We start from the raw sequence: 14728 nt of genomic DNA on the forward strand, positions 1-14728 counted from the left end.
ATGAGCAAACCCACTTTACGATCCTACCAAAAGCCGCAAAAATTATCGGATTACCCCTTAGGTACCGCCAGTGAAGCCGGATATCTGGTCACCAAAAATAGTGGCTGGCGAAACGAACGGCCAATTATAACGGATGCGTGCATCAACTGCCTGCAATGTTATCTTTACTGCCCCGACGGCGTTATTTTTAAAACGACTGACGGGTTGGATATTGACTATGACTTTTGCAAAGGCTGCGGCATCTGTGAAAAAATCTGCACTAAACAAGCCATTAAAATGGAGGTGGAAACAAATGTCTAAAGCATTTTTATCGGGCAATGATGCCTTTGCCGAAGGGGTTAGGTTGGCTCGCCCCCAGGTTATTTCGATTTACCCCATCACCCCGCAGACAACGGTGGTCGAAAGAATTTCCGAAATGGTGGAAGACCGCAGCTTAAAAAGTGAGCTCATCCACGTTGAGTCGGAACACTCCGCTTTATCATGCGCCATTGGTGCCAGTGCCATGGGCGCCCGGACTTTTACGGCAACCTCCTCTCAAGGACTGTTATACATGGCAGAATGTCTGCAATATGCCAGCGGCGGACGATTCCCCATCGTGATGATGAATGCCAACCGCTCCACAGCCTTACCTTGGAATATTTATGGAGACCAGCGGGATTCCCTCTCACAGCTTGACAGCGGCTGGATCCAGGTGTATGTGGAAGATGCTCAGGAAAGTCTGGACATGGCTCTGCAAAGTTACCATATTGCCGAAAACCCGCTGGTTTCAACCCCGGTTATGGTCAATCTCGATGGGTTTGTCCTTACCCATACCTACGAAACCGTAGAAATTCCAAGTCAGACGGATGCTGACCGCTTTTTGCCGCCGTTTCAAACCGAAAATAAAATGAGTTTGGCCAACCCCAAAAACCTGGCTTTCAGCGTTGGCCCCGACAATAATATGGAATTTAAATACATCCAGCACAAAGCGATGCTGGACAGCAAACGAGTTATCGAAGAAACCGATGCAAAATTTGCCGAAATTTTTGGTCGCAGTTATGGCGGACTGACCCAGGGTTACCGTATTGACGATGCCGATTATATCCTGATTACCCTGGGCAGCATCACCGGCCTGTGCCGGGAGGTGGTAGATGAACTGCGTGAGCGTGGCGAAAAAGTCGGCCTGTTGAAGCTCCGTTTTTTAAGACCCTTTCCCAATGAAGATCTGGTTGCGGCACTGGGATCAGCAAAAGCCATTGGGGTGTTGGAAAAAGACATTTCCTTTGGCTATGAAGGCACCGTATACACCAATGTAAACTCAGTTATTGCCCAGAACGGTTTGCGCCTTGAAACTTATAATTTCATTGCCGGTCTCGGCGGCCGTGATATCAGCCGGGAAAACATCACAGCAATCTTTCGCCATCTTCAAACCGGTGGCCAACATGTTAATTTTATCGGACTGGGGGTGACCATCGATGAGTAATCCAATAACTGCAAAAACGATCACCGACAGTGAATTTTTTTATGGCCATAAGGCCTGCGCCGGTTGCGGCGGCAGTCTAGCCGTGCGAATCGCCCTTAAAGTTCTGGGCGAGGGGGCTATCTCGGTGCTCCCGGCCGGCTGTATGTCGGCGGTGGGGTTTAATTATCCGCATTTATGTTTTAGCAATAATTCGATCATTTCCACCTTTGCCGGAACCGCTTCGATGCTAACCGGAGTTGAGGCCGGCGCCCGGGCGGTTGGGATTAAGAATTTCAAAGCTGTTGGGTTGGCCGGGGATGGTGGCACTGCCGATATCGGCATTCAGGCCTTATCCGGAGCCATTGATCGCAACGATGATATTCTGTATATCTGTTACGATAATGAAGCCTATATGAATACCGGCATCCAAAAGAGTGGTTTAACCCCTTTTGGCGCCAAGACAACCACTACCCCCAGCGGTGAAAACATTCACGGTAATATCCGTCCCAAGAAAAATCTCTTTGAGATTGTGGCTGCCCATGACATTCCCTATGCCGCCACCGCCAGTATTGGCGATCTGAAAGATTTTATGAATAAGATTGAAAAAGCTTCGAAAATAAAGGGCACAGCCTATATCCACGTTGTCGCCCCCTGCCCCATTGGTTGGGGCATCCCCGTTAATGAAACCATTGAGATCGCCAGAAAAATGATGGATTGTGGTTTGTGGTACCTCGCCGAATATGAAAATGGCCAGTTTAAACTGAATAAAAACCCCCGCGACTTTTCATCAATTAAAGATTACCTGCTTGCCCAGGGACGCTTTAAACATTTAGCAGCTGCGGATATTGAAGTATTGGCCTCACAACGGGATACCAAGTGGGCAACGATCCGAAAAAATTGGAATAACATACAGGAGGAATTATGAGCGAGAGAAAATATTGGGACGAAAAAATTGAGACCCTGCCACGAGCAGATCTGGAAGAATTACAACGTCGCGAATTAAAGGAAATGCTGACATTTGCCTACAATAATTCAGCTTATTATAAAGAATCCTTTGACCAGGCCGGACTGACCCCAGCAGATTTTAATCAACTGGATGATATTCAGAAATTCCCGTTTACCAATAAGGCCACCCAACGGGAACGGCAGACCAAAGGCGGTCTCTTAGGCGATATGATTGCTGTTAGTGAAGATGATGTGGTTTTTGTGTCGGCATCCAGCGGCTCAACCGGGGTGCCAACCCTCAGTCCCTTTACCAAACAGGATTTTGACGAATGGCAGGATGTCGAAAGCCGATTGTTTTATGCTGCCGGAATGCGAAAACATGACCGTTATGTTCATGCCCTGAATTTTTCATTATTCGTGGGCGGACCTGATGTTATTGGAGCTCAGAATTTGGGAGCTCTTTGTATCTGGGCCGGAACCGTGCCATCAGAACGGCTGCTTTTCATTTTAAAGGAATTCCAACCCACAATCATCTGGACAACCCCATCTTATGCTTTGTATCTTGGCGAAACAGCGCTTAAAATGGGCATTGATCCAGCCAAGGATCTTGCCATTCGCACCATAATCGTAGCTGGCGAACCCGGTGGCTCGATCGGAACCACCCGGGAAACCATTGAAAAAGTCTGGAATGCGGAACTGTATGACTTTTTTGGGTTATCTGACATCTTCGGAGCCTGCGCCGGGATGTGCGAAGCCAAGGATGGCCTCCATATCGTCGAAGATCATATCCTGGTGGAAGTTCTGGATGTTGAAACTGGTAAGCCAGTAGCCGACGGTGAACGGGGTGAGCTTGTTTATACCACTCTGCGGAAAAAAGCCCGACCACTGATCCGTTTCAGAACTGGTGACATTGGTTCAGTCAACCGCGAACCCTGCAGTTGCGGCCGAACCCACGCCCGGATTAAAATTCATGGCCGCCTGGATGATATGTTTATCATTTCGGGGGTTAATGTTTTCCCCAGTGATATTGAGTTTGTCATCAGAGGAACGCAAGGAATTACCGGCGAATACCTGATCCGTTTATACGAGCAGAATCACGCGGTTAAATATCGGATTGAAATTGAAAAATCGGATGACAGCAATGAACCGGACGAAGTTTTAAAAGAACGGGTTGCTGCTGCTCTTAAAACCCGGTTAGGAGTAAAACCCGGTGATGTCACGATCTTAAAAGATGGTGATTTGGAGCGGGCTACTCATAAAGCAAAACGCTTAATTGATGAGCGAACCTTAATCTATGAAATTTAAAGAAGGTGCACGATGAAACCACTTAGTAACCGAACTGCTGACTTTACCGATTCTGTGATCCGACGGATGACCCGTATTTCCAATCAATATAATGCGGTCAATCTGTCCCAGGGATTCCCTGACTTTGACCCACCGAAACCAATCCTTAAGGCGCTGGAAAAAGCTTCCCATCAGGGGCCTCATCAATATTCGATTACCTGCGGAGCGCAAAATTTCCGGGAGGCTCTGGCGCAAAAACAATCCCAGTTAATGGGCCGTTCAATTAATCCGGAAACCGAAATTGTGGTGACCTGTGGGAGCACCGAGGCGATGATGGCCGCGATGATGACCGTCGCTAATCCCGGTGATAAGGTCATCGTTTTCTCGCCTTTCTATGAAAACTATGGGGCAGATACCATTTTATCCGGTGCGGTTCCGATCTATGTCCCCCTTCATCCGCCGGCGTTTAACTTCAATGCCGATGAATTGGAAGCCGCCTTTAAACAAGATCCCAAAGCACTGATTCTATGCAACCCTTCCAACCCCACCGGCAAGGTATTTAACCGGGAAGAACTGACAATTATTGCCGATTTGGCTAAAAAATACGATACCTATGTAATCACCGATGAAGTCTACGAACATATTGTTTACAAGCCCCATGAACACATTTATCTAGCCTCTTTGCCTGGTATGTATGAACGTACCATTTCCTGCAGCTCTTTATCGAAGACCTATTCCATTACTGGCTGGCGGTTAGGCTATATCATCGCCCCGGAACCGATTATTGATGTGGCTAAAAAGGTTCATGATTTCTTAACCGTCGGTGCCGCGGCGCCGCTCCAGGAAGCCGCCACTGTTGGTCTGCAATTCGGCGATGACTACTACACTGATCTGCAAAAGAAATACACCGAAAAAAGAACGCTATTTTTAGCAGGTCTCGATGACATTGGGCTTACCTACAGTACTCCTCAGGGAGCCTATTATGTGATGCTTGATATCTCAAGATACAAATCCGATAACGATTTGGCCTTTTGTACCTGGCTGGCTGAGCATGTCGGGGTCGGTGCGGTTCCTGGATCAACTTTTTTCAGAGAAAACGTCAACCACTTAATTCGTCTGCATTTTGCCAAAAAAGAAGATACGCTTTATGAAGCCTTGAGTCGGTTATCTGAAATAGACAAAAAATGGCAAAGCACTTCTTTTTGAGAAGTGCTGAGGTTGTCACTAAACTACCGTACCGACCAATTGTTAATCTGTTGTTCGCCGCGGAATCGGACAGGCTCTGCCGTGTCCGCTCCGATGCGTACAACATGATGTAACAATTGTCGGTACGGGGTTATCTTTTTTGACAGGCAAAGTACTTCTTTTTAAGAAGTGCTTTGCCTTATTGCATTAATGATTTATTTTTCATTAATGGCCCGCTCCAGCTGGGTCAACGCCTGCTCCAGGATCAATCTTGGGGCGGCAATATTGATCCGCTGAAAACCATCACCGCCGGCGCCAAACATGGTGCCGGCATCCAGCCAGAGACCGGCTTTATTAATAATTAAATCTTCTAATTGTTCCTCATTTAATTCCAGTTCACTAAAATCCAGCCAGATCAGATAGGTTCCTTCCGGTTCGATGAGCTTAACCTGAGGTAGCTGTTCGTTTAAAAAATCTCGGATGAAATCCAGATTTTCGCCGAGATAGATTTTTAATTCCTCCAGCCACTTTCGTCCTTTTGAATAGGCCGCCGTACAGGCGACAATGCCCATAATATTAATCTCATTATAGCCGCCTTTTTGCATTTCTTTTTTGAATTTTCTTTTTATTTCTCTATTTTCAATAAAAATATTAGAAACCTGAAGCCCAGCTAGGTTAAAGGTTTTACTGGGGGCTGTACAGGTGATGGTGATCACTAAAAACTCTGGCTTCAAATCTGCAAATACCAGATGTTTATGTCCCGGATAAATAAAATCCTGATGGATCTCATCCGCTATCACTGTTACCCCATGTTTAAGGCAAATATCGCCTAAGCGAACCAGTTCTTCTCTTGTCCAAACCCGACCAACCGGGTTGTGAGGATTGCAGAGAATAAAAATTTTGACCCCGTTATCAATGATTTTATTCTCGAAATCGGTAAAATCAATCGAATATCGACCATTATCATAGACAAGCCGATTGACAACCAGCTTGCGCTCATTAATGGTGATGGTATCAGCAAAGGGATAGTATACCGGCTGTTGAATAATAATACTATCACCGACCTGTGTCAGACCGCGGATTGCCGTAGCAATGGCATAAACCACTCCGGGTGTGGTAACCAGCCATTCCGGCTGGATATTCCAGTCAAACCGGGTTTTAAACCAATCCTTTAACGTAAAAAAATAATCCTGTCCATCTTCAGAATAACCAAAGATGCCATGTTTACTTTTTTCCACCAGGGCCTCCACCACTGGTGCCGGGGTTTTAAAATCCATATCAGCCACCCATAATGGCAGCAACCCCTCTGGTTTTCCCCGTCGATTGGCAAAATCGTATTTGATCGAATTAGTGTTATCCCGTTTAACAATTTCATTAAAATTATATTTCAAATCCTATTCCCCCTTTATTACCCTGGCTAATTCAGAAATTAAATCCTGAGCACTTTCAATTCCCACCGACAATCTCAGCAAACGGTTATTAATCCCCTTTGCTTCCCGTTCTGCTTCAGGGATATCCCCATGGGTCTGTAGCATTGGATAGGTTATCAGCGTTTCCACCCCACCGAGACTCTCAGCATATTGGATAATTGAAACCCCTTCTAAAATATGTTTAGCCGTTTCTTCACTGTCTACCTCAAAAGAAATCATCCCGCCAGAACCGGTGGCCTGGCGTTTAGAGATTTCATAACCTTCATGAGTCGAGAGTCCGACATAGTGGACTGCGGTGATTTTCTCCTGCTGACATAGCCAATTGGCAATTTTTTCGGCATTTTCCTGTTGTTTGTCCATCCGGATCGGCAGGGTTTTTATTCCCCGGATTAACAGCCAACTGTCAAAAGGCGATAGACAAGCCCCGGTAGTCTTATATATGAATCTCAGCCGTTCAGCGATTTCCTCTTCTTTTACGACCGTAAAGCCTGCCAGGGTATCATTATGGCCCCCCAAATACTTGGTGCCGCTATGGATCACAATGTCTGCCCCCAATTTCAGCGGTTGCTGAAAATAGGGAGTCAGAAAGGTGTTATCGACGATTAATAAAAGCTGATGTTTTCTGGCTATCTCTGCTACTGCAGCAATATCGGTTACCTGCATCATCGGGTTGGTTGGCGTTTCAACAAAGAGCGCTTTGGTATTGGGACGGATGAGTCCTTCAAGCAAAGAAAGCTCCGATGTATTGACCAGATCAAAACCGATTCCGTTTTTCATCGATATATGATGAAATAAACGGTGTGAGCCCCCATAAAGATCATCAGAGGCAATGATATGATCACCTGGTGAAAACAGCTCCATGACAGCGCTGATGGCCGCCATGCCGGTGGCAAAGGCAATCGCATCGATGCCATCCTCAAGTTTTTTGATAACGTTCTCCAGGTGCTCCCGGGTCGGGTTTTGCTGTCGGGTATAATCAAAACCGGTACTTTCGCCCACCCCCGGGTGAGCAAAGGTTGCCGACTGAAAAATCGGAACGCTGACAGCTCCGGTGTTATCGTATTTTTCTGTGTTTCCATGTATGCAAAGGGTGCTAAAATCCATAATCTTTCTCCATTTCCGGGTTATATTCATAGTCGTTCAGTATGTTTAATAAATACTACCTGAACGCGGTTTTTTTGTCAAGTTTCAGATTATTTTGCAGTTTATTATATCATATCCAGTGCCTTAAATTTCCTATCCCAATTGATTGTTTGCTTCACTTGAGTACTTTAAAAATCGATTCAATCAATCTACCATAATAGTTAATATAAATCTTAAAAATCCAGATCCTGGTTGTATTTCATATTAATTCCATAGTATAATTATGCTATCTTATACGGAGGTACCCTATGTACAATGATACAGTGCTCGACCATTTTGCCAACCCCCGAAATGTTGGCCGTATCCCTGATGCTGACGGCCTCGGGATATCCGGGAATCCAGTTGATGGCGATAAAATAACGATTTATATAGAAGTTCAACAAAATGTTTTAACCGCTGTTAAATTTAAAACCTTTGGTTGTGGTGCGGCCATCGCAGCCAGCAGTATGCTGACGGTCCTTGCCACTGGCAAAACGTTGAGCGAAGCTCTGAAAATTACCAATGCTGATGTAGCTGAAGCATTAGGTGGGCTCCCCGAGCAGAAACTGCTTTGTTCAAATATCGCCGCCGATGCCTTGCATGCTGCTATTAATGATTATACCAATAAAAATGTACATCTAACTGACCATCAAGCTACTGCTACGATTTTATTTGAAGCTGAGTATCCCGAGCGAGTTCTTTCAGAAAAAATTGAAGGGCTAACCGACGCCAATCAAATTAAACGTTATTTGCGTCATATCATCATGCCCGACATTGGCGGCTGGGGACAAAAGAAGCTTCTTGATACCCGGATGCTTGTCTGTGCCGCCGATGCTGAAAGTTGTGATCTGCTGCTCCGTTATCTTACCGCCATTGGCATTGGTCATATCCACTGCCATTTTGAAAGTAATGATGGCTGGGAGGAGGCCCTTAAAGCATTGAATGATCTCAATCCTGACGTGAACTTTCAGATCGCAGATGACTTTGTTGCCGATGCAGACTTGACGATTATTATCGGGAATACCGACTATGCGTCTCGCACGACAGAGCTGTTTCAAAATTCATCGAGTCCACAAATTTCGCCCACCTTTATTTCGATAAACGAAGCCTGGCAGGGATGCTTCGGACTGTGCCAGAACAGCAATGAAATATCCGTATTTCTCAAAGCCATCGAAAAGAAAGGCTTCTCCAAACAATACGACTGCAACGATAAGCATTTTTCTGATCAACTGGGTTTGCTTCTGAGTTCTTGTTTTGTTGGCACATTGTTAGCAGTCGAAGCCGTTAAATCCCGTCTTAAAATCGGTGTTCCACTGACCGATATTTTCTATTTTGATTTAATAAACCACTCGTTTGACAATCTTTTTTCAACGAGTGATCAGGTTTTTGTCGACTTTGACTTATCGTCTCATGAAATCGAATTTAAAAATAAATTAGCGGAAGCAAACATCTTAACCATCGGTGCCGGTGGTCTTGGCTGTCCGGCCAATTTGGTATTAGCTAAAGCGGGTGTCACAAAACTGAGTCTGATCGATTATGATCTTGTCGAAATCAGCAATTTAAATCGTCAAATTCTCCATTCTACCGCTACCATCGGGCGGTTGAAGGTTGAGTCTGCTAAACAGGCTCTGGAAGCCATGAATCCGGATCTTCAGGTAACCACCTACTCCGGTGCTTTTTCAAAAGAAAATGCCCGGGAAATTATCAAAAAACATGATCTTGTCATTGATGGTCTGGACAATTTACCGACCCGTTACCTGTTGAATGACGCCTGCTATTTTGAAAAAAAACCGCTGGTGGAAGCAGGCGCTTTAGCTTACTATGGGCAAGTGACCACCATTATCCCTGATGAAGGGCCATGTTTTCGATGCCTGTTTCCTGAAACCAATAATCAGACTGCTGGCAGTTGTTCTGAAATCGGTGTTTTAGGACCAGTCCCGGGAGTAATGGGAGTGCTGGAAGCCATCGAAGCAATTAAACTGACTATCGGAATCCCGGCAACTTTAAAGGGTAGCCTCTTGATGATTGATGTCCTGGAAACATCTTTTGATCGCTTCACCTTTAGAAAAGATGAGGACTGCCCGCTTTGCGGCAAACACCCTACCATTCATGAACTTGGCGATTTCACTTTTGTTTGCGAAACGGCCAAAAACGAATGATAGAATAAACCGGTGGCGGAATCTGACGCGTTTTCAGCGATTCTTTTGAATATCTCCCTTACTGCGTTACATTAGCTCTTTTTTCATCCATGTATTAATTGATTTGATCTAAACTATGTTCAACTTAAATAAGACGCCTCAGTTAAACTTTCTTCTGAGACGTCTTATATTTATGATCAGGTTATTAACAAAATCCGTTCGGTTTAATAGTCACTTCTAATCATAAATATTTTTGCTGAAATAACGGTCACCCCGATCGGGGAAAATGGTGACAATATTTCCCCGGTCAATTTTTTCAGCCAGCTTGAGTGCTCCATATAGGGCAGCACCCGAGGAAGTTCCGGCGATAATCCCTTCTTTTTTCGCCAGCAACCGCACCAGATCAAAAGCTGTTTTATCGTCGACTTTAATAACTTCATCGACCAGTGACATGTCCATTGTTTTGGCAATAAAGTCATTTCCTATCCCTTCAATATCGTAGCATCCCGCCGTACCGCCGCCCATAATTGATCCATAAGGATCGGCCAGAACTCCTTTGATATTAGGGTTTCTCTCTTTTAAATAACGAACAACTCCAGAATAAGTCCCTCCGCTACCGGCACCTGCCACCAGGTAGTCAATGTTTCCACCGAGATCGGCATAAATTTCCGGTCCGGTTGTTTGATAATGAACAGCTGGGTTTGCCGGATTATCAAACTGCTGCAGTGAGATGGAATTGGGAATGGCTTTTAGTAACTCTTGCGCTTTTGCCGTTGCCCCCAACATGCCCAGTTCCCTTGGCGTATTAATGATTTCTCCACCAAAAGCCCGCATCAGCGTTTGTTTTTCAATGGAGAATTTTGTCGGCACCGCAAAAATAACTCGATAGCCCCGGTTAATGGCGGCCAGCACCACCCCTAGACCGGTGTTTCCGGCCGTCCCTTCGATTATCGTCCCGCCCGGTTTTAATAAACCTGATTTTTCAGCATCTTCTATCATCGAAATGCCAATGCGATCTTTGACACTACCACCGGGATTCCATAGTTCCAGCTTAGCGAAAATATTCACCTGATCTTTGACCTGAAACTGATTGAGCTTAATCATTGGCGTATTGCCAATCAATTCTCTGATATCATTATAATAAGCCATCTTATGCCTCTAAACTCATTTTAAACGCCTGTTCTAAATCCGCTAAGATATCATTTTTATCTTCAATCCCCACCGAGATGCGGATCAGATTTTCAACGATTCCGACCTTTTGTCGTATGTCATAGGGGATCGACGCATGGGTCATACTGGATGGATGACAAATGAGTGACTCTACCCCGCCCAAACTTTCTGCCAGTGTAATCAGCTCCAGGGATTCCACAAATTTATTAAGATCATATTTTTCATTCAATTCAAATGAGAACATTCCCCCGGGACCGTCAGCCTGACGTTTATTGATCTCGTACCCCTGACTGTCCGGCAAGCCGGGATAATAAATCGCTTTGACCCCAGGATTGCTTTTAAGCGCCGTAGTAATAAATGTTGCATTTTTAATGTGACGATCCATTCGAACCCCCAGGGTTTTAATCCCCCGTATTAACAGGAATGAGTCGAAAGGCTGCAATACGCCACCGGTGGCATTCTGAATAAACCAGAGTCGTTCTGCCAGCTCTTTGCTGTTGACAACCGCCAAACCGGCAATCAGATCGCTATGTCCGCCTAAATATTTAGTGGCACTGTGAACGACAATATCAACTCCCAATGAAATGGGTCTTTGGAGGTATGGCGTCATAAAGGTATTATCGACGATGCTTATAACCCCATGTTTTCTGGCTATATCTGCCACCGCCTTAATATCAGTAATGGTCAGAATCGGATTGGCCGGACTTTCGATAAAAATTGCCTTGACATCTTCGGTCAGGCTTTTTTCCAGAAGTTCCAAATCTGACGTTTCAACAATCTCATAGGTCAGACCAAAGTTATTGAAGACCTTGTCAAGCACCCGAAAGGTACCACCATAAACATTACTGGAAATGATTACCTTGTCCCCGGTTTTAAAAAGACTGAGTACCGCTGTGGTTGCTGCCATACCCGAAGCAAAGGCAAACCCGGCGTTCCCGCCTTCCAATTCGGTAATCAATGCTTCCAGGGCTTCCCGGGTCGGATTGCCGGATCGGGAATACTCATAGCCCCTGTCTTTACCCAGGCCATCCTGTTTATAAGTGGAGGTTTGAAAAATAGGAACATTTACTGCCCCAGTTTTTTCATCCCCATCAATACCACCGTGGATCAACTGTGAATTTAAATTGCTGTACTTACTCATGTTATGCTCCTTCAAAATTTATATTATTTCTTCAACATCAAAATGATGTGCCGTGTGAATCATCGTCTGGACATTCTCCAATTTTGTTTTGGGGGCAATATCACAACCGGGTATTAATATGAAACCAGGTGTTCCGCCCGCCTTGATGCAGGCCAGAGATTCGGCCTCAATTTCAGAGGTCGTCCCTTCCAGTAAAACGCTGATGGGATCTAATTGACCGCCAAAAGCGACCTTACCTGAAAGCGTTTCTCTGGCTGTGCTCAAATCAACCTTGTAGTCCATTGAAAAAAGATTCGTCTCCGTTTCTGTAATTAAATCCAGAATCTTGGTCGTGTTTCCGCAGATGTGCAGCGATTTTGTTTTAATCCGCCTGACTATTGCCTGGTTGGCAGATTTAATATGTGGAAAGGACAACTCTTTAAACAGCTTAGCTGAGATGACATCCCCTGATGAAAGGGGCTCTGCCTGATTAACCATTTCGACTCCGGCATCTATGAACAAATTCCAATACTTTAAAAGGAGTCTCTCCGTAAATTCCATGATATGATTTAGCCCAGGTTTATCCTTAATGGCGATCTTCATCATATTATCCATTCCCAACAGCTGTCCTGCCAGGGTGAAAGCACCCCACTGACTGACCGCCACAAGATACTCCGCACCGATTCGTTTTGTCACGAGATTTGCCGTTTGTAAAAGATTGGCAATCTCTTTTGAATTTTCTAAATCTTCAACTCTCAGCCGATCCACATCCTCAGGTTGTGTGACCAGTGGTTCATCAACGGTTGATGCCTCTCCCAGCAGGTTAAAGGTGCATTTTCCGCCAATGGCTTTAACAATAATATTGCTGCAATCCGCACCGACCCAGACAACATCCGACTCCACTTTTTTGTTGTCACTAATGATGATTTCGGCAATCTTCTCCGGGGCATCCTTCAGGACGTTCTGAAGGGTTAATCCATTGCGATAATCTGTCCAAACCCCGCTTGAAAGAATCATAACCGGAACTCTGGGTGTCTTCTTCAGTGCAATTCCCGAAAGTATTATTTCTTTATTTGTCAAGAACTCAACTCCTTTAACTCTTATATAGTCTTAATAGTCTTTAGTTCAGTAATCTTTGATTCAAAAGCCAACATACATTTCGCTGTCGTGGTGTAACTTTTCGTTAGTCGGCATATCGCTGCTTAAGCACTCTTTTCGTCGAAAGACAGACAATCCACAAAGATCCGATCAAAATTCTCACCATTAGATAATTCAATGACATCAATCTCGGTGACCAGGCTTTCCATCTCATCGCGATATTTCTGATTCAATAAAAAGGCCAGTCCGCCGGATTTTGAAGTATTGCCGACAAAATCAATTTTGCCTTCGAATTCTTTTGGCAGCAGCCCAATATTTATCAGACTCTTAGCCCGCAGATGAAAGCCGAAAGAACCCGCAATTTGAATCTCGTCAACATCCTCTGGCCGTAGTTCTTTTGCATCCATTAAAAACTCAATGCCGGCACGTACCGCTCCCTTTGCCAGCTGTACCTGCCGGATATCTTTTTGCGAGAGATATACCCCACTGGCAACTTCAAAGGCTATTTTCCCATCGATTTTCACCAGTCTGTTTCTGAGGCTCTGTTTCAAGTCGGCGTTGTCCGGAGCTGCCAGTCGGCCCCGTTTGTCGATAACCTTATGGGCCACCAGTTCACCCACAATATCCAATAGACCGCTGCCACAGATCCCAATGGCTTCGCCATCTTCGATGGTCCGGATGTCGATCTCGCCATTATCCTCAATTTCAAAATACTCGATCGCGCCTTTTTCAGCCCGCATTCCATAAGCGATATTCATCCCCTCGAATGCCGGTCCGGCGGCGGTGGAGGTCGCCGTCAATGCGCCATGATCAGACAAAACCATCTCACCATTGGTGCCGATATCGACAAATAAAGTAACCTGTTGTTTATCCTGAAGCCGGGTTGCCAAAACACCGGAGGTGATATCTGGCCCCACAAAGGAAGAAATAATCGGTGGCAGATAAATTGATCCCAGCCTGGAAATATCCAGGAGATGTTCTTTGTAGCTTAAGCTGTTTCCCCCTGTAATGGCCGGAGTATAGGGATATTTACCCAGCGAATAAGGATTCACGTTGGCAGCCAGATGAATCATGCAGGTATTTCCGCTGAAAATCACTTCATAGATATGTTTTTGTTCAACACCGATATGATTGGCCGCTTTTTCAATCAATTTATTCAGTTCCTTGATAATCAGTGTGTACATCGTGTCCAGCCCTTTTTCATCTGAGGCAAATTTAATCCGCGATAAAACATCCTGGGCATGCAAGCTTTGGGGGTTTAGTGCTGAGACCGAGTGCAGTTCTTCACCGGTGTTAATATTAACCAATGTTGCCACCAGCGTGGTGGTTCCGATGTCAACGACTACGCCATAATTCTGGGCTGCAGTATCCCCTTCTTCCTCACCTAAAATTTGGCCACCGGCAGTTACAACGGTCTTGCCATTGCCGGTATATTCTTTTTTAATAAAGCTATTGACGTCGATATCAAAGCTCTGGCCGTGATTTAATATTTGCAGTGTTTTATTACGGTTTTTCGCAACGGCCTTAACATCAACATGACCAGTCACCCTGGTCTGACATGAAAGCACAAATCCCTGTTCTTTTTCCTCTTCTGGTAGTTGGTGTTTCCCGTGTTCTTCGACATTTTTCAGACTTGCTTCGGAAATCTTAACCTTGCATTTTCCGCAAACCCCTTCTGAATTACAGGGTGATTCAATAACAATCCCCAACTCGTGGGCCGCTGCTAAAATCGTCGTGCCTTTTTCCACCAGAATGGCTTTGTTTTCGCCGATAAAATTTACTTTTACCATAATTC

At 45.1% G+C, this 14728-nt stretch carries 12 protein-coding genes; 6 read left to right on the plus strand and 6 right to left on the minus strand.

Translation table 11 applies throughout. The features are described from left to right. The 5 genes from ABGU93_RS01820 to ABGU93_RS01840 are packed head-to-tail and all read left to right on the plus strand — an operon-like array spanning position 1 to position 4876. The gene (locus ABGU93_RS01820) at positions 1 to 300 is read left to right on the plus strand and encodes a 4Fe-4S binding protein (RefSeq protein ID WP_347411797.1); all 300 of its coding nucleotides are present in this window, start codon (positions 1 to 3) and stop codon (positions 298 to 300) included. Next, on the plus strand, positions 293 to 1462 hold the full coding sequence (locus ABGU93_RS01825; protein ID WP_347411798.1) for a transketolase C-terminal domain-containing protein: 1170 nt from the start codon (positions 293 to 295) through the stop codon (positions 1460 to 1462). The genes ABGU93_RS01820 and ABGU93_RS01825 overlap by 8 nt, the downstream gene beginning before the upstream one ends. Next, the gene (locus ABGU93_RS01830; RefSeq protein WP_347411799.1) at positions 1455 to 2366 is read left to right on the plus strand and encodes a thiamine pyrophosphate-dependent enzyme; all 912 of its coding nucleotides are present in this window, start codon (positions 1455 to 1457) and stop codon (positions 2364 to 2366) included. The genes ABGU93_RS01825 and ABGU93_RS01830 overlap by 8 nt, the downstream gene beginning before the upstream one ends. Beyond that, on the plus strand, positions 2363 to 3691 hold the full coding sequence (locus ABGU93_RS01835) for a phenylacetate--CoA ligase (protein ID WP_347411800.1): 1329 nt from the start codon (positions 2363 to 2365) through the stop codon (positions 3689 to 3691). Before ABGU93_RS01830 ends, ABGU93_RS01835 begins: the two co-directional genes overlap by 4 nt. Before the next feature lie 12 nt (positions 3692 to 3703). After that, positions 3704 to 4876 (plus strand): aminotransferase class I/II-fold pyridoxal phosphate-dependent enzyme, encoded by a 1173-nt coding sequence (locus ABGU93_RS01840; RefSeq protein ID WP_347411801.1) that lies wholly within the window; start codon positions 3704 to 3706, stop codon positions 4874 to 4876. Between the two features lie 194 nt (positions 4877 to 5070). On the opposite strand, the gene ABGU93_RS01845 is transcribed toward ABGU93_RS01840, so the two are convergent. Together ABGU93_RS01845 and ABGU93_RS01850 are read right to left on the minus strand one after the other, a co-directional pair. Then, positions 5071 to 6246, minus strand: coding sequence for a MalY/PatB family protein (locus ABGU93_RS01845; protein ID WP_347411802.1), 1176 nt, complete (start codon positions 6244 to 6246; stop codon positions 5071 to 5073). Positions 6247 to 6249: 3 nt separating this feature from the next. Then, entirely contained in the window at positions 6250 to 7389 is a 1140-nt protein-coding gene (locus tag ABGU93_RS01850; RefSeq protein ID WP_347411803.1) for a PLP-dependent aspartate aminotransferase family protein, read from the minus strand. A 287-nt stretch (positions 7390 to 7676) separates the two neighbouring features. Here ABGU93_RS01850 and ABGU93_RS01855 point away from each other — a divergent pair, with 287 nt between their 5' ends. Then, positions 7677 to 9566, plus strand: a complete 1890-nt coding sequence (locus tag ABGU93_RS01855) for a ThiF family adenylyltransferase (protein ID WP_347411804.1) — start codon at positions 7677 to 7679, stop codon at positions 9564 to 9566. A 216-nt stretch (positions 9567 to 9782) separates the two neighbouring features. On the opposite strand, the gene ABGU93_RS01860 is transcribed toward ABGU93_RS01855, so the two are convergent. From ABGU93_RS01860 to ABGU93_RS01875, 4 genes are all read right to left on the minus strand, one after another. Beyond that, entirely contained in the window at positions 9783 to 10694 is a 912-nt protein-coding gene (locus ABGU93_RS01860) for a cysteine synthase family protein (protein WP_347411805.1), read from the minus strand. A gap of 1 nt (position 10695) precedes the next feature. Beyond that, the gene (locus tag ABGU93_RS01865) at positions 10696 to 11856 is read right to left on the minus strand and encodes a PLP-dependent aspartate aminotransferase family protein (RefSeq protein WP_347411806.1); all 1161 of its coding nucleotides are present in this window, start codon (positions 11854 to 11856) and stop codon (positions 10696 to 10698) included. Between the two features lie 18 nt (positions 11857 to 11874). Next, a complete protein-coding gene (locus tag ABGU93_RS01870) occupies positions 11875 to 12915 on the minus strand; it encodes a uroporphyrinogen decarboxylase family protein (RefSeq protein ID WP_347411807.1) in 1041 nt (346 codons plus the stop codon). 122 nt (positions 12916 to 13037) lie between these two features. Then, entirely contained in the window at positions 13038 to 14723 is a 1686-nt protein-coding gene (locus ABGU93_RS01875) for an ASKHA domain-containing protein (RefSeq protein ID WP_347411808.1), read from the minus strand. Between the last annotated feature and the right edge of the window lie 5 nt (positions 14724 to 14728).

This window comes from Acetobacterium sp., from assembly GCF_039830195.1.
Lineage (GTDB): Bacteria > Bacillota > Clostridia > Eubacteriales > Eubacteriaceae > Acetobacterium.